A 23,226-nucleotide genomic window follows, 5' to 3' on the forward strand; every position below is an offset into this window, starting at 1 on the left:
CAATCTGCTGTATTCTTTCTTGTTAAGCAGGCAAATTAGCAGCACTCTGGATATTTTCTAATATTAAATCAGGGCTACTACGTTTAATCAAGCCAGTTAGAACTTTACCAGGGCCAACTTCCACTACTCGCTCGATACCATTGGCTGGTAATTGCAGAGAAATTTCTCGCCATCTTACAGAACCCGTCATTTGTTTGTTTAGACGTTGCTTTAAAATTTCGGCATCAATAGACGGAATTGGTTCGACATTAGACAACACTGGCACAATCGCGGGCTGAAATTCCACAGATTCTAAAATCTCTTGGAATTGTGCCGCCGCCGGTGCTAGGAAATGTGAATGAAATGCTCCAGAAACTTTTAGGGGAATAGCACGCTTTGGTTTAACTTGAGTTATCACCGCTTGTACAGCCTCAGTAGAACCTGAAATTACCACCTGAACCGAACTATTATCATTTGCTATTACCACATCAGGCGTTTGGGCAATGACTTTTTCTAACTGTTCGCGGTCAAAGTTCATCAAAGCTGCCATCATCCCACCGACGGCACTATCCATGAGTTCAGCACGACGCTTTACTAGATATAAACCAGCCGACCACTCAAAGACACCCGCAATGTAAAGAGCAGTATATTCTCCCAAACTGTGGCCCGCAAGTAAATCTGGCTGGTGTCCACGTTCTAGAAGCAGATCAGCAAGAATGCTTTCTACCACATAAAGACTTGGCTGGGTATAGAGCGTTTTTGATAACTTTTCTTCTTCGCTTTGACAAATTTCAGTTACAGACCAGCCCAAAATTTCCTCAGCTTGGGCAAGCTTATCTTTGGCGGACGGTATATCTAATAAATCCATTCCCATTCCCAGTGTTTGGGAACCTTGTCCGGGAAACACCCATGCAGTTTTAGTCATTGGTCATTGATCATAAAAGTGAAAAGTTAGGAGTTAGGAGTGAGGAGTTAGAAGTGAGGAGTTAGAAGTGATGAGTTAGAAGTTAAAACTCATAACTCTTAACTTATAACTCTTAACTCTTAACTCCTAATTCTTCACCTTCCCCATTTAAAAATTGCCGCGCCCCAGGTAAGTCCAGCACCAAAGCCGGATGCAGCAACGATGTCATTGGGTTTAATTTTACCTTGCCTTACTGCTTCATCTAAAGCTAAGGGGATCGAAGCAGCTGAGGTATTGCCATACTGGGCAAGATTACTGATAACTTTATGTTCTGGGATGTTCAGGCGTTGGGCGACGGCATCAATAATCCGTTGATTGGCTTGATGCAACACCAGCCAATCTATTTGGTCAACACTAAGGTTGGCTTGAAATAAAGCTTTATCAATGATTTCTGGCACTTTTTGGACTGCAAAGCGGTAGACTTCTTTGCCGTTCATGGTAATCGGTTGATAAGTGCCTTTAGTGATATTTACACCGGGGAGCAGTTCTTGGGAAGCGCCTCTGTATGCAAGATTGAGGTGATGGTTTTGAGTGCCATCACTTTTAAGGGCAAATCCCAATAAGCGATCGCTTTTGGCAGCCTGTAATACTACTGCCCCTGCACCATCACCGAACAATACACAAGTGCCCCGATCCTGCCAATCTACCCAGCGAGAGAGGATATCTGCTCCGATCAAAAGTACATTTTTGTAGACACCTGTTCTAATGTATTGGGCTGCTGTAACCAGACCAAACACAAAGCCGGAGCAGGCAGCAGTTAAGTCAAAGGCTACTGCGTTGGTGGCTCCCAATTGTGCCTGTACTTGACAAGCACTACCAAACAAATCATCAGGGGTGGAAGTCGCTAGCAGAATCAGGTCTAGGTCTTCTGGTTTAATTCCCGCAGTTGCGATCGCCTGACTGCTGGCGGCAGTAGCGAGTACACTCAAGGACTCAGATGGCAATGCTAATCGCCGTTGACGAATTCCCGTTCTTGTGGTAATCCACTCGTCTGATGTTTCAACTAGTTCACTCAATGTCTGGTTATGTAAGGAAGTTATTGGTACTGCCGAGCCACTTCCGGTAATTGCTACGCCTAAGTTTTGCACTCCTAATCTCCCAAGCTATCAGCTTTTTGTCCTTTGTCAGTTGTCCTTTACAAATGACTAATGACCAATGACTAATGACCAATGACTAACCGCCCTCGCGCTCAAGAATATACTGGGACTGAATTCGTTGTATTACCTGGCTATCAACAGCTTCTTTGGCCATACGAATTGCATTAAAAACTGAAGGAGCTTGGGAGCTACCGTGACCGATCAAACAGACTCCTGCCACACCTAAGAGCAAGGCACCACCATGTTCTGCGTGATCCATCCTTTGCTTAATCCGCTTCAGGTTTGGTTTTAAGAGTGCTGAACCAATTTGACCATGCAATCCTTGGGGTAATTCTTCCCGCAGAATTTGCAGAATCACTTCTCCGACAGCTTCGGCAAATTTTAATAATACATTGCCCACAAAACCATCGCAGACAATCACATCAAAGCGACCAGAAAGCACATCACGCCCTTCGGCATTACCAATAAAATTAATTTGGGAATTTTCGCGGAGCATTTGGTGGGCGCGAACGGCTGCGTCATTGCCCTTAGAGTCTTCTTCGCCGATATTCAGTAAACCAACCTTGGGTTCGGTTGTACCCAAGACATACTGACTGTAAGCCGATCCCATAACACCAAACTGTTCTAAAAATTTGGGACGGCAATCTACATTTGCGCCGACATCAAGTACCAGCACTGGCTTACCAGCAATAATTGTGGGAAAAACTGTCCCGATGGCTGGGCGTTCAATTCCCGGCAATCGTCCTAAGCGGAGCAAAGCTGATGCCATTGCTGCCCCAGAGTGTCCGGCAGAAAATACAGCATCAGCTTTCTGCTGCTTGACTAAATCCATCGCCACATTGATGGAAGCCTTGCGTTTGCGTCTAACTGCATTTAAAGGCTCCTCATCCATTGCGATCGCTTCCTCAGCAGGAATGATCTCTACCTGCCCTAAATTTGTTTTTGGCGGCAAGGCAGCTTCTATTTGTTGGGGATCACCAACCAGTAATACATCTACACCCAATTCTTCCCTTGCTCGCAATGCGCCAGCAACGATTTCACCGGGTGCGCGATCCCCACCCATTGCGTCAATTGCGATCCTTACGCGAGTCGATCCCATTGCTCACAGCTTCTAGAAACCTTACAAATTCTACCAGATGGCTTTGCCAAAAAAGCTTAACTTTCTGACCGCCAAATTACTTCTGTTACTATTGCAACAGTTTTGCTGGCAAGCTCAACATAGCACGAATTTGGGGATTGGGGACTTGTACTGAGCGAAGCCGAAGTATTTGGGATTGGGGACTTGTACTGAGCGAAGCCGAAGTATTGGGGATTGGGCATGGGGCATGGGGAAGAATTTACTCCCTCACTCCCTCACTCCCTCATCTCCCTCATCCCCCTACTCCCCACTCCCCACTCCCTATTCCCCACTCTCCTCTACCCAATTAACTAGCGTCCTAACGCCGTAGCCAGTTGCCCCTGCGCCGTTGTAGCCATTTTCTTTATCTGTCCACACAGGTCCTGCAATATCTATGTGCGCCCAAGGGGTTTCTTTGACGAATTGTTTGAGGAAAAGGGCAGCAGTAATTGCACCACCTGGACGCGGCCCTGTATTTTTCATGTCCGCAATACCAGACTTTAGCCCTTCAAAATATTTTTCTTCCATTGGCATCCGCCAAATCTTTTCTCCTGAAGTTTCAGCCGCTTTCTGGATTTGGGAAGCGACACCATCATCGGGAGTGTACAAACCAGCAATATCTTCACCCAAGGCAATGACGTTGGCACCTGTGAGGGTGGCTAAATCAACGATCGCATCTAAGCCCAGTTTGTCGGCATACACCAAGGCATCTGCTAGGGTCAAACGTCCTTCAGCATCAGTGTTGTTCACTTCGATTGTTTTGCCGTTTGATGCTGTGAGAACGTCTCCAGGGTGCATGGCATGACCGCTAATCATGTTTTCAGTGGCCGCCGAAATGAAGTGAACTTCAACATCTGGCTTGAGTTGAGCAATTGCTTTGGCTGCGCCCAAGGTGGCAGCTGCACCGCCCATATCAATCTTCATGGTTTCGATGCCGCTACCAGCACCTTTAATGTTGAGTCCGCCGGAATCGAAGGTTACACCTTTACCAATAATTGCAAGTTTCTTTTTAGGTGTACCTTCTGGCTTATAAGTCAAGTGAATAAATTTCGGTGGCAAATCAGAAGCTTGGGCTACTCCCAAAAAAGCACCCATACCCAACTTTTCACAGTCTTCTCGTTCCAGAATTTGCAGTTGTAAACCGTGATCTTTCGCGATCGCTTGAGCAGTTTCGGCTAAAGTAATTGGTGTGACTGCGTTGGCTGGCGCTGCTACTAACTGACGTGCCAAATTTACCCCAGAAACGATTTGATTGGCGCGGGTGATGGCGGCTTCTTGTCCACCGAATCCGATTAAATCTACGGTTTCTATTTGTGAACCTTTATCTTCTGGTTCTGATTTAAAGCGAATGTCTTGGTAAAGTGCTAATTCCACACCTTCTGCGATCGCTTGGGCACTGGCTGCTGGATCGTTATTCCATAATGGAAAACTAAATCCCAGAATTTTGCTTTTTTGCTTTTTTCCCACTCTGGCTACAGCCCCCGCCGCGCGACGCAGAGAATCTAAGTTTAGGGCTTCTGGTTTTCCTAAACCTACTAAAATCAATTTCCGTACTGGGCTACCAGCATTTACACGGATGAAAATAGTGCTGTTGGCTTTACCTTTAAATTCTTCTTCGGCAATCAGTTCTTTTAAGACTCCAGAAAACTTTTGATCTAAAGTCGCCAGTTCTCCGGTTAACTCCACTGCATCTTCAAATAATCCAATTGCCAAACTATCGCCTGCCCACTCTAGCAAAGGCTGATCACTAGGTTGAATTTTCATTTTGGGATTTTGTGTAAATATTCCTTCCTGTACCAGTATTGCTCAAAATTCTGGTTTCATGGTGAGGGGACTGGGGAAGCAGATATATTCACTTCTTTTAATGGAGAGTTGTCTTCTTTAGCTGATGTGCTAATAACATATTCAGCGTAGGGTGGTACGCCATGCTCGTGTAAATAAACCTTCCTATTCGTCTTCTTTACCGATGGGGTAGTCAATCCAAAACCATTCCAAGCAGTCTATACTGAGAACTATAAATACACCAGTTACTGATGCCGCCAAAGAAATTCAGTTAATTACTCTTGTATTACACGGACTTATCAGGTAAGTCTGTACTTAAAATTACTCGCATTTATAACAAATAGGAAGGACTAAAAATATTGATTTAAGAGACATTATTGCAGAGGTTTTAACTTGGTGATTAGACTTTTTTGCAAGTCTTTAACCACATTTTTATAATATCATCACAGCCGATTTCAGGTAAATGAAGTACATATATAAAACCCAAAACCTTGTAGAGACGTAGCACTGCTACGTCTCTACGTGTATTCGATTAGAGCGCAATCTGCTGTATTTCCCAATATTCAGATAGAAACATTCAGGATGTGATTAATTTTATATACAACAAATCAATAAGTTGTTACTTTTTATGTTTACAGCCTCATCAATATCGCCACACTTTCGTCATGATTTCGTCATATTTTCGTCAATTAGATATGCAAGTATTACCTACAATGCGTTTATTGATTTTTCTCAGGTGATATTACCTGCCTTTTACTGATCATTAAGTTATCCTCATTACCTCACCACGTATTCCAGGGGCTTTATTAATTAATTTCCCATGAATATATCGTTTTTCCGTGCTAACCCGTTTATAACAAAGAGTTTTGAAAGGCTTTATTTATCGAAATCAGCACAATTAAAACGAAACTGTTGCTTCCATTAATAGTCTGTGGGATAATCCAGAACTGATAATAGTAAAATTACCGAAGTGATTAAGTCATATTCAAGAGTTTTTGCTTTTCTATAATACAAGCCAATGAATCAACGGATTATTTGCTTCCAGAGAAAAAGCTAAATGAAGCCAAGGCATTTCTAAAGGAAGAAACTGTAAACCTAGTAGAATCAAGTTGAGTTTGTGAGTTTATTCAATCAAGTATTATGGACATACAAAATAATCGCTTTAGACCGATTGGTTTCGCTTTTATTCCCCTTGTGGCTTTAGTAATATTTGCGGTATTTTTTGTAGTGAGAAAGATCCAAATAAAACTACTTTGGAATACTGTCGAAGTTGCTCAAGAACAAAAAGACAGTACAGCAAGAATTGAAGCGCTAGAAAAGCTGGTTAAGACTGATAACACCCTGAATAATATTCCATCGAATAATGTCGATTTCTCTAGTGTCAACCTTGAAGATGCCGACCTTGAAGATACCGACCTCAAGAGTGCCGACCTCAAAGGTACTAAGCTAGAACGTGCCATTCTTAAAAATGCCGACCTCAAGAGTGCCGACCTCAGCAGTGCCGACCTCAAGAGTGCCAACCTCAGCAGTGCCGACCTAACGAGTGCCAACCTCAGCAATGCCAACCTCAGCAATGCCAATCTCAGTAGTGCCAATCTAACCAGTGTCAATCTCAGAGATGCCCACCTTCAAGGTGCTAACCTCAGCAGTACCAATTTCAGTAGTGCTAGCCTTCAAGGTGCTAACCTTCAAGGTGCTAACCTTCAAGGTGTCAACATCAAGAGTGCCAACCTAGAATATACCAAACTTCAAGATGCCAACCTTGAAAATGCCGATCTCAAGAGTACAAATCTTGAAGGTGCCAATCTTGAAGGTGCCAATCTTCAATATGCCAACCTTCAAGGTGCCCAAAACCTAACTCTTGAAAAGCTCAAAGCAGCTAAAAATTGGGAGAGAGCTTGCTACGACCCAGAATTTCGCAAACAACTAGGCTTACCTCCAGCAAATCATACCCAATGCTGACCAATTTTCTTGTGCAGTTGAAGTTGTGTCTGAAGAGGGAAGCTTTCCAGTTTATTTAGCAAAGTATTATGGAAATCAAAAATAATCGCTCTAGCTCAATTGGTTTTGCTTCTATTCTCCTCGTGGCTTTAGTAATATTTGTGGGAAATGTTATATATAAAAAGATAGAAATAAAACAACTTTTGGATACTGTTGAAGCTCTTCAAGGACAAAAAGACAGTACGGAAAGAATTAAAGCATTGGAAAAACTGGTTAAGGCTGGCAACATCCTGAATAATATTTCATTGAATGATACCAACCTTGAAGGTGCCAACCTCAAGAGTGCCAATCTCAATAGTGCCGATCTTGAAGATAGCAACCTCAAGAGTGCCAACCTCAATAGTGCCGACCTCAAGAGTGCCAAGCTCAAACGTGCCAACCTCAAGAGTGCCAACCTCAAGAGTGCCGAGCTAACCAGTGCCGACCTCAAGAATGCCAACCTCAGCAATGCCAACCTTGAAGATGTCAATCTCTCCAGTGCCGACCTTAAGAGTGCCGACCTCAAGAGTGCCAACCTTGAAGATGCTGACCTCGAACGCGCCAACTTTGAACATGCCGACCTCGAACGTGCCAACCTCAAGAGTGTTGGCCTCAAACAAAGTACCCAAATGGAAGATGCCGACTTATTTGATGTCAATTTTGCCGGTGCAAATCTCTCCAGTGCCAATTTTCAAAGTGCCAACCTTCAAAGTGCCAACTTTCAAAGTGCCAAGCTCTCCAACGCCAACTTTCAAAGTGCCAAGCTCTCCAACGCCAACTTTCAAGGTGCCAAGCTCTCCAACGCCAACCTTGAAAATGCCAACCTTGAAAATGCCAACCTTGAAAATGCCAATCTTGAAAATGCCAACCTTGAAAATGCCAACCTTGAAAATGCCAACCTTGAAGGTACTAACTTTGAAAGTACTAACTTTGAAAGTGCCAAGCTCAAGGGTGCCAACCTCAAAAGCACTCGTCACCTAACTCTTCAAAAGTTAAAAGCAGCCGAAAATTGGGAGGGAGCCTGCTATAGTCCAGAATTTCGCAAACAACTGGGCTTGCCTTTAGAAAATCCCAACCAATGCTGAGTAATCAAGTAATTTGATCGTGACGGCTAAAAACCCTCACAAATTGGGGAAGTTGTAGATGTCTTGTCTGCGAAAGTCAGGCGAAAGGCTGTATTTTACATCCTGCTCAATGCCCCAATTGCATTTGTGTCAATGTGAAATTTTTTAGCGATCGCTCCGATTATTTCTTGCTCAACTGCTGTAGTCTGATTGTCAAGCTGGGCAATTTTGTAACACTGAGCCAACAAGGGTATAGCAAAATCACGATTCAGTTGATTGAGCAATATATCTAAAGGCTGAGGTGATTTGATATTTTGGGCAATGGCATCCAACGAGGTAGGAGTTAGGTTTAGAGCTTTTAATTCTGGTAAAATTTCTTTCCAAGTCTTTTCTGGATGACTAGCAAGGATTATATGAACTAAGATTTGATCCATGATGGCTTGTTGAGCGATCGCACTTTCCAGATACTTTTCACTTTCAGCTTTTAATGTTGCCAATGTCTCTGGCGATGCCAGAGATGTTGATTCATCCTGCTTGGCTTCGTAAAATCGACAAGCAGCATACCCCAATGAATAGATCATTGTCGCATTTGAACTAGCTCCAATTACCGCACCCGCCAAGGGCACATTTCGCAGCAAGCCTAATCCCGCAGCTTTTAAAAGACGCTCTCCACCCAAAGCCAAACCAAAAATTGCCAAAACTTCACCTTTACGCGCCGGATCTTTTAAATCTAGCCCGTAGACAGATGCAATTTGATAAAGCATTTCTGACTGTAATTTTGTTGTTGCTGTTAAATCAATTGCAAACAATGCAATTGCTATTCCTGGCAAAATACTAGTGGCTAATCCAACTGTGGCTGCTTGAGTTGCTTTTTCCACCATGATTCGGTGAGCAATCTGACTGGGTGATTCATGGGGATACTTTTGCTTAAGCTTGTTTACCGCCGCCTCTGCTTTTTCCAAATCAACAAGGTTAGTAGTACCAATTAGCCAACTTAGATTTAATACTCCAGATAGTTTTCTAATCAGCCAATTTTCGCTGAGGCGATTCACAACCTGGCCGCTCGTTTGAGTTGTTTGCTCAATTAACTTATGTGTTTCTTTCGCTGTAGCTTCTCCCACCAATACTGCTGTGCCTAAAATTGCTTGGCCAGTGTGAGCAATAGTTTCAATAAAAGACTCTAATGTAGACGGTTCATTTTCTACTGATGATTGAGCCTGGATTCCTACTTCTGAAGTTCCTGTGGGTGAATTAACTAATTTATTCACGTCTATTTCTTGGGGTTTTTCTACCATTGCTTGACACCATCCTGTAAAGCCTCTCTCTTTAAACTTGTAGCGAAAGAGTGAGTGACTTGACATCTCCCTACAAGTACAAGTTATATAGGACTCTTATTTGATTTTTGAACAACTAATCTGCCTAGAAGCTTGTCATACAAGGCTTTCCTTGTCACTATACCGAGCAAGATTTAATACCATTTCTTTGTGAGGCTGCGCCAAATTTTCTTTCCTTCTTTCTCTCTCTTTGTGTCCAACTCTTACGAGACGCTGCACGAATGCGTCCTTCTCCCTTGGCGCTAGCCTCTCCCTTTGGGAGCTATCCATTAGTCACATCTTTCTTAACAATCTTGAAACCTATGCTCTATAACCGTCTTAGACACTGAATAGTTAGGCATACTTGACAAATTCGCTTTTAATATTCTCGCTAAAACTGCGTTTTTATTGAGAATAAACAACGAACCAATAAGGGTTATAAAAACCTGAGTCAATACTCTCACAAATGTTAAGAAAGATCCGGGTAATGGATAGCCTTTTAGGAGAGAGGTCAAAAGTATATTGCTTCCATTCGAGAAGCGCTATACATATAGAAGATGTAGGGGGTCTTAAACCCTTGAATTTGCGATAACCCCACAAATGACCCGACACGCAACGTGTTATAATTATTTGCCTCAGCTTGGTTAACCAGCAAATTTTCTGCTCAAATATGGTTCAATACACTCTCGCTCAAAGCCCAGAAATTATCCTTACTGTTTCTGGAAAGGATTCGGTCAAAGCTCGTGATAAAGCAATGGATCAGTTGATGGAACTGATGGATGCAGGTAAGCTACCCACGGAACTGGAAGAAGGATTTGGTCCTCAACAATTGATTGAAGTTAAAGAGTCAACTATTGATACTGCTAGTGGTGAGGATACTATTACACAAGCTGTTCAGGTTCTGAGTAATCTGGCCACGCTGAAGCTGAAAGTTCAGGAGTCACGATCTGAAGCGTTGGAAATTCGTAAAGCAGTTGATGTTCTGTTCACCGACGATTCCGTGACAGAAGAAGAAATTACTCGACTCAAGGAAGGTTTTAAAGTTCTCAAAAATTTTGCCCAAGCTAATGTGCGTTACCAGGAAGCCCGTTCTAAAGCAGAACAGGCTCGGCAGATTCTAGATCAAGCTCTAAAATCGCCTGATAAGTAACATTTAGAGAATTCAAATGCATTGAGACACATCTTAAATATGCAATTAAATACTCTGAAAGACAGGCTTTTGTGCCTGTCTTTCAGATTAACTGGGGCGCTAGGATTCGAACCCAGGGATGGCGAGACCAAAACCCGCTGCCTTACCACTTGGCGACGCCCCAATGACTTTACTCTAGTTAATATAGCATTTAGTCCGGGGTTTATGTCAAGTACTTTAATGGTTGATTTTAGATAATGGGTTTTATCGCCGGACATTGCTTGCTTGGAATCCTTGCAATTAGTCTCTTTCAGAAGTTTGGGGTGAACCCTTGAATCTTTGTTGGCTATATCGTCAAACTCACGTTTCCTTAATAGACCTCTTGCAAAAGTCCCTAACACCCCACCCGCAAGCGGGGAGGGGAGAGTTTGACGTAAGTTAAAGGCGGAGTGGGGTTCTTTTTTTTGATTTATGCAAGAAGTCTAATGTCGCTAATGTCGTTCCAACTGTTTTCCTAGAAGTTGCCCCTAGCTTTGATATTTAAAGCTAGGGGCAGCTAGATCATTTCTTTTCAGGCCATTCGGTCTCACCGTATTTCCTTTTCGTTAATCCCCAGTTTCGTGAAGGAAGACCGCAGCAATACGACTTGATGATAGTAGTTGCTTTGTAGCTAGCCATATAAAGAGTGGAATGGTCCTAGCATAGCGTCCGCAAAGTCGGCGCGGTTCTTGAATCCATCGATACAGCCATTCAAGTCCTAAGTCTCGAACTATGCGAGGTGCCCGTTTGTGAATTCCTGCATAAACTGGGAAAACTCCTCCCAGTCCAATCATTACAGCTTGTATTTTACCTTTATGTTGAGCTATCCAATTTTCTTGTTTGGGACATCCCAAAGACACTAAGACGGCGCTGGCACCACTAGAGTTAATTTTTTGAATCAAAGCTTCATCTTCAGTTTCAGTCAGGGGACGAAAGGGTAGAGGTTCCATCGCCGCAATCTTCATCTGCGGAAATTCCTGCTCTAACCTTTTTCGCATCCTCGAAAGAATTTCTGTTTGGGAACCTACAAAGAAAATACTAAGATTTTGTGTTTGAGTTCGCTGACATAATGCTAATAAGATATCCATCCCTGCCACACGATCTTGGTAAATAGCTCCCATTTTTCGCATCATCCATACCAGAGGCATACCATCAGGAGTAACTATATCTGCATTTCGTAATACTGTGGCAAAGTCTGGATTCCAATGAGCTTCAATGAGCATGTGTACATTGGCTACGTATACAGTTTTACTCTCATGTCTACTCCCCCACTTAAGCATTGTTTGTATCTGGTCGTCAAACCTTAAAGCAGTAATAGGAAAATCTAGCACTTTTTTAGTAGGTAGAAGCACTCTCGCCACCATCAATAACTCCTGTGTCCAAGAAAAAAATCCATAGATTACCTAGACCATTCCGAATATTTAATAACTCGGATTGGATGACTCATGACTTTTTGTAGGGTTGTGTCATCGTTGGAAGTTAACACATGGAGGTGCAATCGCCTTGTTAAGTGTACTTTTTGCTTAATCGGTAATACTAGAATTAGAATTTTTTGCTGTTGTGTCCTAGCTTACTGTTTTAAGCTAGGAATTTAAGAAGCCATGTCAGAAAATTCATGCTTTCTTCATAATTAATTTTTGATTGGTTCATGCAAGCATTACAATTGGGACAAAATCCCATGATTACGTATTACTTACGCAATATCTATAACATATACTCGTACAGTAAACCAAAGGATTACACACTCAGTATACTGTTCTCGATACGGAAGTATATACTTAAGTAATACCAGTCATTCATGAAGAGGCGCTAAACCATATTAGGATTTAAGTACAAGAAAGAAAAACGAACCGCATTGGCGCAGCATCTCGTAGAGAAGGACACAAAGAAAGAAGTTAAAGAGGTTTGACGTAGCCTCACAAAGAAATGGTATACAGCAGATTTCAGGTAAATGAAGTACATATATAAAACCCAAAACTTTGTAGAGACGTAGCAGTGCTACGTCTCTACGTCTATTCGATTAGAGCGCAATCTGCTGTAAGTGGGCAATAAAAAATCAAACTATGTTAAGCAATCTAAAATTAATTAAATTGACTCGTAGCAAGAGCTTTAGTCTTTCAAATTAGTATATTTTAAAGAATCGATAATAATTTTCTCTTATGAGTTTTCAAATTTATCGAACAGAATTCAGGAGTCAGGAGTCAGAATTCAGCAATGTTTTCTGTATGACTGGCGGATGAATAACCGGGTTTAAGACCACCACCAAATTTTCAATTTGATGGTCTTCAATTCCTGCGCGGTCTGAATTCCCGACCATCCGTGAAAGGTTAAGATAAAGTGCATTTTGTCAACCAGTTAAAATACTCAAAATAGTCTTCTTGAAAATGATAATCGTGCGGTGGACAGGGGAAGTATGCGAGCGACGCTCGCATACTTCCCCTCTATTTGATTATCATTATCTTTAACGTCTTTGACAGCTTAAATAAGGCATGAAAAAGTATTGTAACGACAGAATAACTTTGTAAAAAGTGGGCAACATTGTTAGGTAAATTCAATGCTCAAACGAGGTAATGAAAAGTTTGGTTTACCACCATGCCTAAACGACCGAAACAAAACTCTGACCACCCACACCGACATCATACTCCTACTATAGATAACGAAGCGATGCCTTCGGCGGGCTACGCCTACGCTAAACACTTAGAAGCTTTATTAACTCCAGCAGTTTTTGCACAACAAAAGTATTATAAGCAGTTAGGATGTCGAGACAGGATTCTGAATTTATCGTTAATGGTGGCAGCAGTATTAACGTTATTGTGGCGACAAGTTCCTGGTGTTCAGGAGTTAAATCGTTTGTTAGCACGAGAAGGGTTTTTATGGTGTCAAGTCACCAAAGTTGCCCAACAATCACTCTCAGAAAGGTTTTTAGTTTTTCCTTCGGAATTATTTGAACGAGTCTTTAAAGATTTACTACCTCAATTACAACTGAATTGGCAACAACGGCTTCAGCGACCATTACCAGATAGTGTTAAATTTGCACTCTGTAATTTTGAACGAATTTGGATTGCTGATGGCTCAACGCTAGAAGCCTTATTCCGTAAGTTAAAAAGCCTGGAAGACTTGAAAACAGGGCAACTAGCAGGTAAAATTTGTACAGTTATTGACTTAGTTACTCGTTTACCTGTCGAAGTTTGGTTTCACACTAATCCTGCTGCTTCAGACACAAATTTTGAATCTGCATTACTCAATTTAGTGACTGCTAAGACTTTAATTTTACTCGACAGAGGTTTCTATCATTTCCAGTTTTTACAACAACTGATTAATCAAGAAGTCCATTTTATTACTCGTTTAAAAGCCAAAGCATCTATTAAATATATAAAGATTTTTAGCTATGACCATTCTATTAAAGACCGATTGATTCAACTTGGTACTGGTCGTGGTGGCGCACCAGTACTGACTTGACGTTTCATCGAGATAAAAGTTGGTAAAACTAGCTATTATTATATTACTTCTGTCCTCGACCCCCACAGATTACCTCCTTACGTTGTCGCAGATTTATATCGAAGAAGATGGAGAATTGAAGAAGCTTTTTACTCCGTAAAACGTTTATTGGGGCTGTCTTATTTGTGGACTGGTTCTATTAATGGTATCAAATTACAAGTGTGGGCTACTTGGCTATTTTATGCAGTTTTAGTAGACCTGGGAGATGCGGTAGCTGATGAATTATCTCTACCCTTTGACCGCATTTCTTTGGAGATGATTTTTCGAGGTTTGTACCATTTTAGTGTCGCAAATGATAAAGGCAAAGCGGATGACCCGATTAAGTACTTCGCAGAAAGAGAGAATCAAGACTTAGGCGTGGTTAAATATCTCCGAAAGCCAGTCTCCAGGCTAGATTTATCCCCTTTTCCTGCACCCTCACGGACATTTGTGCAATTACCTTAACCTCTCACAGATGATTCCCGACTGATAGCGAGTCTTCTCCCAAGGGGAGACGCTTTAGCGCAACGAGCGTCTTGATTCTGACTCCTGAATTCTTCTTCAATAAAAAATCCCTAAATTTTATTTTTTTATGAAATAAAAACCCAAAAAATAAGGGGAAGATAAACTTATCTCCCCCTGTCTCTCGTTTTTGTTATTGTCTGGTTTATTACTTTCTTTGAGTCTTTGTCGTAACATTTGCCTTTGCTTTTTGAGTTGTCGTTTCCTCGCAGAACCACCTCTACCTTTATCGTTTCTGCCTTCTTTACGGGGAGATTCCCATCTTTTGAGGCGCATAACTTTTTAACCTCTTTATTTGTTGTTTGGTAGTGGGCAGGAGGAGAATCGAACTCCTATGACCGCAAGGCCGCCACATTTTGAGTGTGGTGCGTCTACCAATTCCGCCACCCGCCCTTATATGTCATCTTAACTATTGTACTCTAATTAAGTGATTTTGTAACAAGCCTGAAAATTAATTCTGAAAGTTTTGCTGGAATTCATAATGCTTTGTATGGGAATGACTAATTAGGGGCTACTGCCTTCAGTCAGACATTGAGCGTCTGGCTCAATGAATGAATTCCCAGGTTTCGCCTGGGAACAAGGAAAATCTGACGAGAGTAATAAAAGAGGGTTAATCTAAGAACTCTCTGGTTTAAAGGTGTGGCAAGGTCAATAAACTAGGGTCAATATCCTGTAGTTTGGCACAGCCGCTAAGTGCCATTGCCACATTTAACTCATCTTGTAGGAGTGAGATGACATGAGATACGCCGATTTGTCCTGCTACTGCTAGTCCCCACAAAATCGGTCGTCCGATTAGTACTGCTTTTGCTCCTAATGCCAGAGCTTTGAGAATGTCTGTGCCTCTACGAATGCCTCCATCCAATAGCACTTCTACTTTACCATCCACTGCGGCGACGATTTCAGCTAGGGCTTCTATTGAAGCGATCGCACCATCAAGTTGTCTGCCACCATGATTGGAAACAACTATTGCTTTGGCTCCATATTCTACTGCCCGCACAGCATCATCTCCCCGTAAAACTCCTTTGATGACTAAAGGTAAGGGAGATAAGGACTGCAACCATTCCAAATCCTGCCAAGTGACTGCGGGGTTTAGCTGTTGGGCAAAATAGGTAAATAATCCCGATTCGCCTTTTTCATGGGAAATATCTAGTCCTGAGATGGTGGCAAGATTAGCTAGATGTAAGTCTAGGGGTAAGGCAAACTCATTACGTTTATCTCTCTCGCGCTGTCCGAGAACAGGTGCGTCTACAGTCAGACAAAGTGCCTTGTAGCCTGCTTTATAGGCTCTTTCTACCAAAGCACGAGTTAATCCCCGATCTTTATGGATGTAAAGCTGGAACCAGCGCAGAGAATCTGGAAACTGATTACATCCTGTCGCCACTTCTTCAATACTCTTGGTTGCCATTGTACTTAACACCATGCCCACACCAGCTGATGCGGCTGCTAGGGCGGTGGCGATTTCTCCGTCTGGATGGGCTAGACACTGAAAAGCCATTGGTGCAATTAACAAAGGTAGTTGCAGGGGTTGTCCTAAAATAGAGGTAGTTAGATTGCGGCAGCTACGCCCGTCGTAGACATCGCTGACATCGACTAATATCCGAGGCCGCAGCTTGATTCGCTCAAAGGCAGCACGATTATCTCGCAAGGTGATTTCGTCCCAAGCGCCACTGCTATAGTAGTCAAGTGTCGTTTGAGACAGACACTCTTGTGCTAACTTTTCGTACTCAAAAAGGTTAATGGGTTGAAAGCGATCGTTGTTGGATAAGTAGGTAGACACCAGTATCTCCGAGTGAGTTATTCTAAAGGAACCTATCTAATAATTCTTCTCTGGAGAGTTGCAGTAATAAAGGAGTAAATTCTTCTGGAGATAATGCCAATAAAGGTTCAATAATTACTCTTAATTCTGCATCTAAAGAACCAAAGCGAACTCGCAATAAATTTTCTATCACATTACGACGTTCTTCTTGGATTCCTTCTTGAATTCCTTCTTGAATTCCTTCTTGAATTCCTTCCTGAATTCCTTCCTGTTTAGCTTCGGCTAATTTTTGCTCGTAAATAGGTGATAAGCGCATAATTAAATCTCTATCCTCTTCGTCTATATTTTGATTGAATTCTAAGGTAGTCTTTAAATTCAATAATAAATCAATTGCTTTGGAACGTAAGGGATTATTTTGGGGAAGCGCTTCTAGTTCATCTATAGCTTGTTGCTGAACTCTTCCCTTACCTAAAATTCTCAACCATAGTGTTTCTTCTGTACAGGGTAATTGGTGAATTGCCACAATTGCTGTTCTAAAATAATCCCCTAAAAAATGTACTCCTATTGCCCAATTTTCTTCATCTAGGTTAGTTCTGAAACCAGCCAATATAGATTCAGAAGCTGTAGGTGAAAAAATCCATAAACGTGGTAAGTCTGATTCTGCAATCCGGTTTTTATCACCTTTAGTCTGACGTTTTAATTCCGCGAAAATATCAAATAACTTATTCATACAACTACGAATTTCTGCAATTGTAGCCGCATTTCTAAATGGTTCGATTAGTGCAGGTTCAGCCGCAAGTTTTCCTAACAGCCCTAATTCTATTGTATCGCTTGTGGATTGGAGTGAAGGGACAAAATAAACATCAATCTCTCGGATTTCTGCCGGAACTTTCCGACTTGTTTCTACTTCTCCCAATGGTTGTAACAATTCTTTAAGATAGTCTTTTGCAAACTGGTCGTACAGAAACCTAGTCATTAGCTGATTTTTTTGGCTGTATCAGTATTTTACATGAGTGCGTAGGTGTAGCCTCTTATAGACATCGCCTAGCTTATATCTTCCACCTAGCCCTGGCGATTAGAAATCGCGGCTATACAAACTTTCGTCCGCCTACGCGGACTAAGGCAAAATTAAGGGTTTGAAACCCGCGTGTAGCCGTGACTTCCAGATGCCCGGTGCAAGATATGGAATTCCAGGAAGTGCGATCGCATTTTCTGGAGTTCGCCTACTACTTACGGTAAATTGTACCTGTGCGATTCACAAAAAAGTGGTTGTGATTAGTAGCTCTACCAATTGCGCCATCCGCCTTTGGGTGCAACTTCCTTATCAGTAGACTTCAGCCCGTGACTTTGTAACAGAGTTTGATATTCTGTGCTGCTTGCCCATCGGTCAATTTCTCGGGCCCGCAGTACTGGTACTGGATGGCTTAATTGGGCTGTACGAGCAGTTTTGACCATTTCACCCAGTTCTGTCTTGCTAATATCATCGTAAGCGCGGGCTTGGTCAATAAAGGCATCAAGATTAAGTTGTGGCGCTAAGATGGGGGAACCACCAGCTAGTTTCATCAACACTGACATGACAACTTTGGGATCTTGGGTTGCTAGTAATGCGGCGCGATCGCAAGTAAACTCAGCACAACGTACCCATTCTAAAAGCTGTGTCTGTATGGCTTGGGCAACGAAGGTTCCGACATTAGGCACAATGGCCGCAGCTAATATTAGTAAATTTACAGGGGTCAAGTAAACACTATGATCGCACTTGAGATGCCCCAACTCGTGGGCAATTACTGCCTGTATTTCTTCCGGTGTGAGCATATCAATCAGGGAAGTGTGTAGCACAACGAAGGGCTGCTTACCCCGCACAGCAAAAGTATAGGCGTTGGGAGCCGGATGTTGCCGGACGTACAACTGGGGAGGATCTATGTCTAGGATTTTACAGGCATCTAACAACAGCTTGTATAAATTGGGCAGTTGCTTTTCACCCACCAAAACACTGGAGGCAATATTTTCTACATAGAAAACCTGTTCTGCCATTGGCCCGAGCCAATTTCGCACTAACATATCTATGCCAGGTATCTGCTTGAGGGTTCTGGTAGCTTCGAGGTCTAATGGATGACGAAATGAGTCAGCTTTTAAACCAATGAGCGGGGTTTTTAATAAGGACATAGTTCAGCAAGCTATAAAAAACACAACTATAGAATCTGGCTGGATGGATAAACAGCCTCCCACAGTTAGTATAACGATTTGAGTCGGGGGAGCAGGATTTTTGGGATTTTGCGATCGCATTCTCTCAAACCCTTATAGCGGTTCCCATTCAGATGCGGTACAAGATTATATCGCAAGGTGTAAGGGCACGGCAGTGCCGTGCCCCTACGGGTGTAACTCACGTAAACGAGAACCGCTATATGACTCTGAATTTATATTGAAATAATCTGGATTTCCGTTACTCGGTGCATTGGTTTGGTTGGCTTTTCAAGTTACTTTAGGCATGGAGTCAATCTAAAATCCCAAATTGGGTGACGACTCACGGAATCCACCTCGACGTGCAGCAAGTTCAAGTTCGAGCGATCGCACAATCCAACTATTTAAATTTCCATAGTAGAATTTTGCCTGAGCTACAACCACTACGACTCAAAGCTCGGAGGATGTATTAAGGAACAGTAAATTAAAAACTTGGCTCGAAATGCTACCAATACATGAGATGCTGGTTGATGATTCGTGAGTTTTACCAATGTCTGTTGTTTCTGCCATCACCGTTACTGTTCCCGCCACAACTGCGAATTTGGGGCCTGGTTTTGATTGCATCGGCGCAGCTTTAAAGCTGTATAACGAGTTCAAGTTCACTCGCCTAGAAGAGGGTGGGCTAACGATTCATGTCACTGGTACGGAAGCTGAAGGAGTCCAAACCGATGAGACTAATCTCCTTTACCAAGCCTTTGTCAAATTCTATCAACATATAGAGCAGACACCGCCGACTGTAAAAATAGACATTAAGTTAGGTGTGCCATTGGCGAGGGGTTTGGGTAGTTCCGCCACAGCAATTGTTGGTGGGTTGGTTGCTGCTAATCAACTTGAGGGTACGCCGATGAGTCAGTCGCAGTTGATGGAGTTAGCGATCGCAATGGAAGGACATCCTGATAATGTAGTTCCAGCTTTCTTGGGAGGATGTCGTCTCGCTGCTACCAGTGGTGCAACTTGGGAAATTTGTGATGTTCCCTGGCATAAAGATATTGTACCAGTTGTGGCTATTCCTAATTTTGAACTTTCCACTTCCGAGGCGCGGGGCGTTCTTCCAACTGAAGTAAGTCGCGCCGATGCGATTTTCAATACAGCACATTTGGGGTTATTGTTGCGCGGCTTAGAAACTGGTAACGGACAATGGTTAAAAACAGCTTTGCAAGATAGATTGCATCAGCCCTATCGGAAAGCTTTGATTCCTGGTTATGATGCTGTCAACATCGCAGCTGTTAGTGCTGGTGCTTATGGTATGGTAATTAGTGGTGCGGGTCCGACACTGTTAGCTTTGACAGATAAACTAAACTCGAAAGCTGTGGAGGCGGCGATGTTAGCTGCTTGGCAAGAAGAAGGAATTACAGCCGAAGTGCGATCGCTCTCTCTCGATATCCAAGGCGCAAAAAGCTTTTAATATTTTACTCAGCACTTAGAACTCGATTTATGGAGCAAATTCAGGCTGAAATGGTGGCGCTTAACTCTCAAATTCAGATTCTTTTAGAAGAACGCGCTGCACTCACTATTAATAATGTAATTTCTGGCGAGAATGATTCACCCCAGGCAATGGTTGAAGCTTACCGCCGTCAAGCCAGAGAAAATGCCCAATTATCAGTTGAACTCCAAGGCATAGATGCGGCGATCGCAGCGTTAGAAGGCAAGATCAAACAAAAACAAGGTAAATTAGTGCGATCGCAAGTTCAATCAAAACAACTTATTCAACAACAGCAGCTAGAGGAAGCGAAAGAAGTCGCACAGGTTCATGCTGAACGCATTAATCAGCTAGCGGGAGAACTAGCGACAGAAGTCCGTTTTCTGAAAGCTTGTGCCAATCAACTCAGTCCAATGTATTGGCAGATTTATTACAAGCCTTTCATTACCGGGTTCAAAACAATCTCCGTCCCCTATGTCCGCTCAGATGGGGAAGTGTGGACAATTGTCAACCGAATTGTTTAACGAACAGAATTCAGGAGTCAGGAGCCAGAATTAAGAATTGAATTCTGTGCGAGTGGCGGATGAATAAACGGGTTTAAGTCCCCCACTCAATCGGAGATTTAGTGGTGGGTCTGAATCCCCCACTCATTAATTCTGACTCCTGAATTCTGACTTCTGAATTCTTCTTCAATGATTTAGTCTTTTCGTTTGCATCCAATAAACAATTGGGCTTAACCAATAAAATGTAACGGTGGCTTTAGCTACCGTTTTTTGTTGACGTTGCAAAAGTTTACATTTAAAATAGAAAACGTCAAAATCCGATAAGTATTTATTCTTATTTATCCTGGAAAAGTGACATTCGATGAGTATATATTCTTATGGAAAAGCAAAAATTTAATCTTTTAGACTCCATTAAAGGTTACAAAAGTCAAAATTTCTTAATATAATGTAACTAAAAGCGAGAAAGCAAATTGATTGTCAGAAGTGATGAATGCTATTGAATTTCCCTGGCTAACAGCCATAATCCTCTTACCATTGGTGGCTGCCTTAGCCATCCCCCTAATCCCAGACAAAGAAGGTAGAACTGTCCGTTGGTATGGTTTGGGAGTTGCTTTGGCCGACTTTGCACTGATGATTTATGCCTTTTGGTATAAGTACGACTTCCAGAGTTCAACACTCCAACTTGTAGAAAACTATCCTTGGATACCGCAACTGGGTTTGCATTGGGCGGTGGGGGTTGATGGTTTATCGATGCCCTTGCTACTTCTGACAGGCTTAATAAATACCCTCGCAATATTCGCGGCTTGGAAAGTTACTACCAAGCCGCGATTATTTTATGGTTTGATGTTAGTGATGTACAGTGCCCAGCTTGGCGTATTTGTCGCCCAAGATTTGCTGTTGTTCTTCCTAATGTGGGAAATCGAGTTAGTGCCGGTTTACCTGCTGATTTCCATTTGGGGAGGACAAAACCGCCGTTATGCCGCTACTAAATTCATTCTTTACACCGCCGCCGCATCAATATTTATCTTAATTGCCGGTTTTGCACTTGCCTTCTCTGGAGATACCGTCACCTTCGACATGGCGACTCTAGGAATGAAAGAATACCCCAAAACCTTGGAATTGTTGGTTTATGCAGGTTTCTTAATTGCCTTCGGTGTGAAGTTGGCGATTTTCCCTTTACACACTTGGCTACCTGATGCCCACGGTGAAGCATCAGCACCCGGTTCAATGATTTTGGCTGGTGTGTTGTTAAAAATGGGTGGTTATGCTCTCATCCGCTTCAATGTGGAAATGTTGCCAAATGCCCATGTGACTTTTGCCCCAGTGTTAGCGATTTTGGGTGTAGTGAACATTGTCTACGGTGCTTGCTGTGCCTTCGCTCAAACCAATCTCAAACGCCGCTTGGCTTACTCTTCAATTGCCCACATGGGGTTTGTATTGATTGGGATTGCCTCTTACACAGAACTGGGTATTAGCGGTGCAGTGCTACAAATGGTTTCCCACGGCTTGATTGCTGCTAGCTTATTCTTCTTGTCTGGCGTGACTTACGATCGCACCCACACCTTGATGATGGATAAAATGGGCGGTATGGCTAAGGTAATGCCCAAAACCTTTGCTCTATTTACTATTGGTTCAATGGCTTCTCTCGCCTTGCCGGGAATGAGTGGTTTTGTGGGTGAGTTGATGGTGTTTCTGGGTATCGCCACCAGTGATGTTTACAGTTCCAGCTTTAAAGTTGTAGTCGTGCTACTGTCAGCCGTTGGCGTGATTTTGACACCGATTTATTTACTATCGATGCTGCGTCAAGTGTTCTACGGAGAGCAAAGTCAAGAATTGCACTTGGATGCTGTAATATCTGATGTCAAACCCCGCGAAATATTTATTACCGCTTGTTTATTGCTGCCAATCATCGGTATTGGGTTTTATCCCAAGTTGGCAACGCAGACTTATGATGTGAAGGCAGTAGAATTAGCCGCCCATGCTCGTCAAGTTCTGCCAGTTGTTGCCCATCAGCAACCATCAAGTCTGTACTCGCGGATTTTCTCTGCACCAACATTGGCTAATTCTCAAGTTGAAAGTTCGATTAATATTTCTGAGTAAATTAACTTCCCATTAAGGGGCTGCAAGTAAATTCTAAATATTCAGGGGAATAAAGGGGTGGTTACGAAACCACCCCTAAAATTTTGCCAAGATATATCCTAAAGACAGGTGAAGCCCCAAAATATGAATTATGACCATTAACTTAGCTATAGCCACAGAAATTATACCAATGGTCTTGCAATTGCAACCTGCGATCGCACTAACCGACGATCAATTTTATGAGTTTTGTCAGCTAAACGGTGATTTTCGCATTGAACGTAATGCTTTTGGAGAATTAGTGATTATGCCCCCTACTGGTTCCGATACTGATGAACGCAACTTTAACTTAGTTGGGCAGTTGTGGGTATGGACAAAGCAAGATGGTACAGGTGTAGGGTTTGGTTCCAGTGGTGGGTTTACTTTGCCTAATGGTGCAGTGCGATCGCCTGATGCAGCGTGGATAAAAGGCGATCGCTGGGAAGCGATACCCGCAGAACTGCGAAAAAAATTTGCACCGATTTGTCCTGAGTTTGTGATTGAATTGCGTTCTGAAAGCGATAATTTACGAATTTTGCAAGACAAGATGCAAGAGTATATTGATAATGGGACACAACTTGGTTGGTTAATTGATAGAAAACAACGCCGAGTTTTTATTTATCGTCCTAATATTGCAGTTGAGGTATTAGATAATCCTAAGACACTTTATGGTGAACCGTTGCTACCTGGGTTTGTTTTGGATTTAAGTCAGGTTTGGTAGGGGTTAAAGT

The 23,226-nt window shown here is 42.5% G+C and carries 17 protein-coding genes, 2 tRNA genes and 1 pseudogene; 8 read left to right on the forward strand and 12 right to left on the reverse strand.

The genetic code is table 11. The annotated features are described in order from the left end of the window. Nucleotides 1-22: 22 nt before the first annotated feature. From fabD to V7K50_RS22835, 4 genes are all read right to left on the reverse strand, one after another. Entirely contained in the window at nucleotides 23-904 is an 882-nt protein-coding gene (gene fabD, locus V7K50_RS22820; RefSeq protein ID WP_334800990.1) for an ACP S-malonyltransferase, read from the reverse strand. Between the two features lie 134 nt (nucleotides 905-1,038). After that, the gene (locus V7K50_RS22825) at nucleotides 1,039-2,031 is read right to left on the reverse strand and encodes a beta-ketoacyl-ACP synthase 3 (protein ID WP_334963983.1); all 993 of its coding nucleotides are present in this window, start codon (nucleotides 2,029-2,031) and stop codon (nucleotides 1,039-1,041) included. An 85-nt stretch (nucleotides 2,032-2,116) separates the two neighbouring features. Beyond that, nucleotides 2,117-3,139: a phosphate acyltransferase PlsX gene (plsX, locus tag V7K50_RS22830; RefSeq protein ID WP_334963984.1), complete on the reverse strand. Its 1,023-nt coding sequence runs from the start codon at nucleotides 3,137-3,139 to the stop codon at nucleotides 2,117-2,119. Between the two features lie 300 nt (nucleotides 3,140-3,439). Then, complete coding sequence (locus V7K50_RS22835; RefSeq protein WP_334963987.1) at nucleotides 3,440-4,921, reverse strand: leucyl aminopeptidase; 1,482 nt, start codon at nucleotides 4,919-4,921, stop codon at nucleotides 3,440-3,442. A 1,158-nt stretch (nucleotides 4,922-6,079) separates the two neighbouring features. Here V7K50_RS22835 and V7K50_RS22840 point away from each other — a divergent pair. Both V7K50_RS22840 and V7K50_RS22845 read left to right on the forward strand, forming a co-directional pair. Further along, on the forward strand, nucleotides 6,080-6,901 hold the full coding sequence (locus tag V7K50_RS22840) for a pentapeptide repeat-containing protein (protein ID WP_334963989.1): 822 nt from the start codon (nucleotides 6,080-6,082) through the stop codon (nucleotides 6,899-6,901). A 68-nt stretch (nucleotides 6,902-6,969) separates the two neighbouring features. Next, nucleotides 6,970-8,004: a pentapeptide repeat-containing protein gene (locus tag V7K50_RS22845; protein ID WP_334963991.1), complete on the forward strand. Its 1,035-nt coding sequence runs from the start codon at nucleotides 6,970-6,972 to the stop codon at nucleotides 8,002-8,004. Nucleotides 8,005-8,099: 95 nt separating this feature from the next. Here V7K50_RS22845 and V7K50_RS22850 read toward each other — a convergent pair whose 3' ends face one another. Next, nucleotides 8,100-9,278, reverse strand: a complete 1,179-nt coding sequence (locus tag V7K50_RS22850; RefSeq protein ID WP_334964039.1) for an EcsC family protein — start codon at nucleotides 9,276-9,278, stop codon at nucleotides 8,100-8,102. 688 nt (nucleotides 9,279-9,966) lie between these two features. Here V7K50_RS22850 and V7K50_RS22855 point away from each other — a divergent pair. After that, nucleotides 9,967-10,446: a hypothetical protein gene (locus V7K50_RS22855; protein WP_334963993.1), complete on the forward strand. Its 480-nt coding sequence runs from the start codon at nucleotides 9,967-9,969 to the stop codon at nucleotides 10,444-10,446. A gap of 91 nt (nucleotides 10,447-10,537) precedes the next feature. Here V7K50_RS22855 and V7K50_RS22860 read toward each other — a convergent pair. Both V7K50_RS22860 and V7K50_RS22865 read right to left on the reverse strand, forming a co-directional pair. Further along, nucleotides 10,538-10,609, reverse strand: a tRNA-Gln gene (locus V7K50_RS22860). 421 nt (nucleotides 10,610-11,030) lie between these two features. Then, a complete protein-coding gene (locus V7K50_RS22865) occupies nucleotides 11,031-11,828 on the reverse strand; it encodes a WecB/TagA/CpsF family glycosyltransferase (protein ID WP_334963995.1) in 798 nt (265 codons plus the stop codon). A gap of 1,300 nt (nucleotides 11,829-13,128) precedes the next feature. On the opposite strand from V7K50_RS22865, the pseudogene V7K50_RS22870 reads away from it, so the two are divergent. Beyond that, a pseudogene (locus tag V7K50_RS22870) lies at nucleotides 13,129-14,385 on the forward strand (IS4 family transposase); the annotation flags it as partial. 387 nt (nucleotides 14,386-14,772) lie between these two features. On the opposite strand, the gene V7K50_RS22875 reads toward V7K50_RS22870, so the two are convergent. The 5 genes from V7K50_RS22875 to V7K50_RS22895 all read right to left on the reverse strand — a co-directional run bounded on the left by V7K50_RS22875 (nucleotide 14,773) and on the right by V7K50_RS22895 (nucleotide 18,841). Further along, nucleotides 14,773-14,856 (reverse strand) — tRNA-Leu (locus V7K50_RS22875). A 238-nt stretch (nucleotides 14,857-15,094) separates the two neighbouring features. Next, the gene (locus V7K50_RS22880; protein WP_334963997.1) at nucleotides 15,095-16,240 is read right to left on the reverse strand and encodes an alpha-hydroxy acid oxidase; all 1,146 of its coding nucleotides are present in this window, start codon (nucleotides 16,238-16,240) and stop codon (nucleotides 15,095-15,097) included. A 22-nt stretch (nucleotides 16,241-16,262) separates the two neighbouring features. Then, nucleotides 16,263-17,195, reverse strand: coding sequence for a hypothetical protein (locus V7K50_RS22885; RefSeq protein WP_334963999.1), 933 nt, complete (start codon nucleotides 17,193-17,195; stop codon nucleotides 16,263-16,265). Nucleotides 17,196-17,503: 308 nt separating this feature from the next. Then, on the reverse strand, nucleotides 17,504-18,382 hold the full coding sequence (locus V7K50_RS22890) for a M48 family metallopeptidase (protein WP_334964001.1): 879 nt from the start codon (nucleotides 18,380-18,382) through the stop codon (nucleotides 17,504-17,506). Between the two features lie 333 nt (nucleotides 18,383-18,715). Further along, nucleotides 18,716-18,841 (reverse strand): hypothetical protein, encoded by a 126-nt coding sequence (locus tag V7K50_RS22895; RefSeq protein WP_334964003.1) that lies wholly within the window; start codon nucleotides 18,839-18,841, stop codon nucleotides 18,716-18,718. Nucleotides 18,842-18,947: 106 nt separating this feature from the next. On the opposite strand from V7K50_RS22895, the gene thrB reads away from it, so the two are divergent. The 4 genes from thrB to V7K50_RS22915 all read left to right on the forward strand — a co-directional run bounded on the left by thrB (nucleotide 18,948) and on the right by V7K50_RS22915 (nucleotide 23,216). Continuing rightward, nucleotides 18,948-19,862: a homoserine kinase gene (gene thrB / locus V7K50_RS22900; RefSeq protein WP_334964005.1), complete on the forward strand. Its 915-nt coding sequence runs from the start codon at nucleotides 18,948-18,950 to the stop codon at nucleotides 19,860-19,862. Nucleotides 19,863-19,891: 29 nt separating this feature from the next. Next, a complete protein-coding gene (locus V7K50_RS22905) occupies nucleotides 19,892-20,401 on the forward strand; it encodes a hypothetical protein (RefSeq protein WP_334964007.1) in 510 nt (169 codons plus the stop codon). Nucleotides 20,402-20,866: 465 nt separating this feature from the next. After that, nucleotides 20,867-22,480 carry an NAD(P)H-quinone oxidoreductase subunit 4 gene (locus V7K50_RS22910; protein ID WP_334964009.1) on the forward strand — a complete coding sequence of 538 codons (1,614 nt, stop codon included), beginning with the start codon at nucleotides 20,867-20,869 and terminating at the stop codon, nucleotides 22,478-22,480. A 130-nt stretch (nucleotides 22,481-22,610) separates the two neighbouring features. Next, on the forward strand, nucleotides 22,611-23,216 hold the full coding sequence (locus V7K50_RS22915; protein WP_334964011.1) for a Uma2 family endonuclease: 606 nt from the start codon (nucleotides 22,611-22,613) through the stop codon (nucleotides 23,214-23,216). Nucleotides 23,217-23,226 lie beyond the last annotated feature (10 nt).

The sequence above is a fragment of the Nostoc sp. genome (assembly GCF_036917135.1).
Classification (GTDB): Bacteria; Cyanobacteriota; Cyanobacteriia; order Cyanobacteriales; family Nostocaceae; genus Nostoc.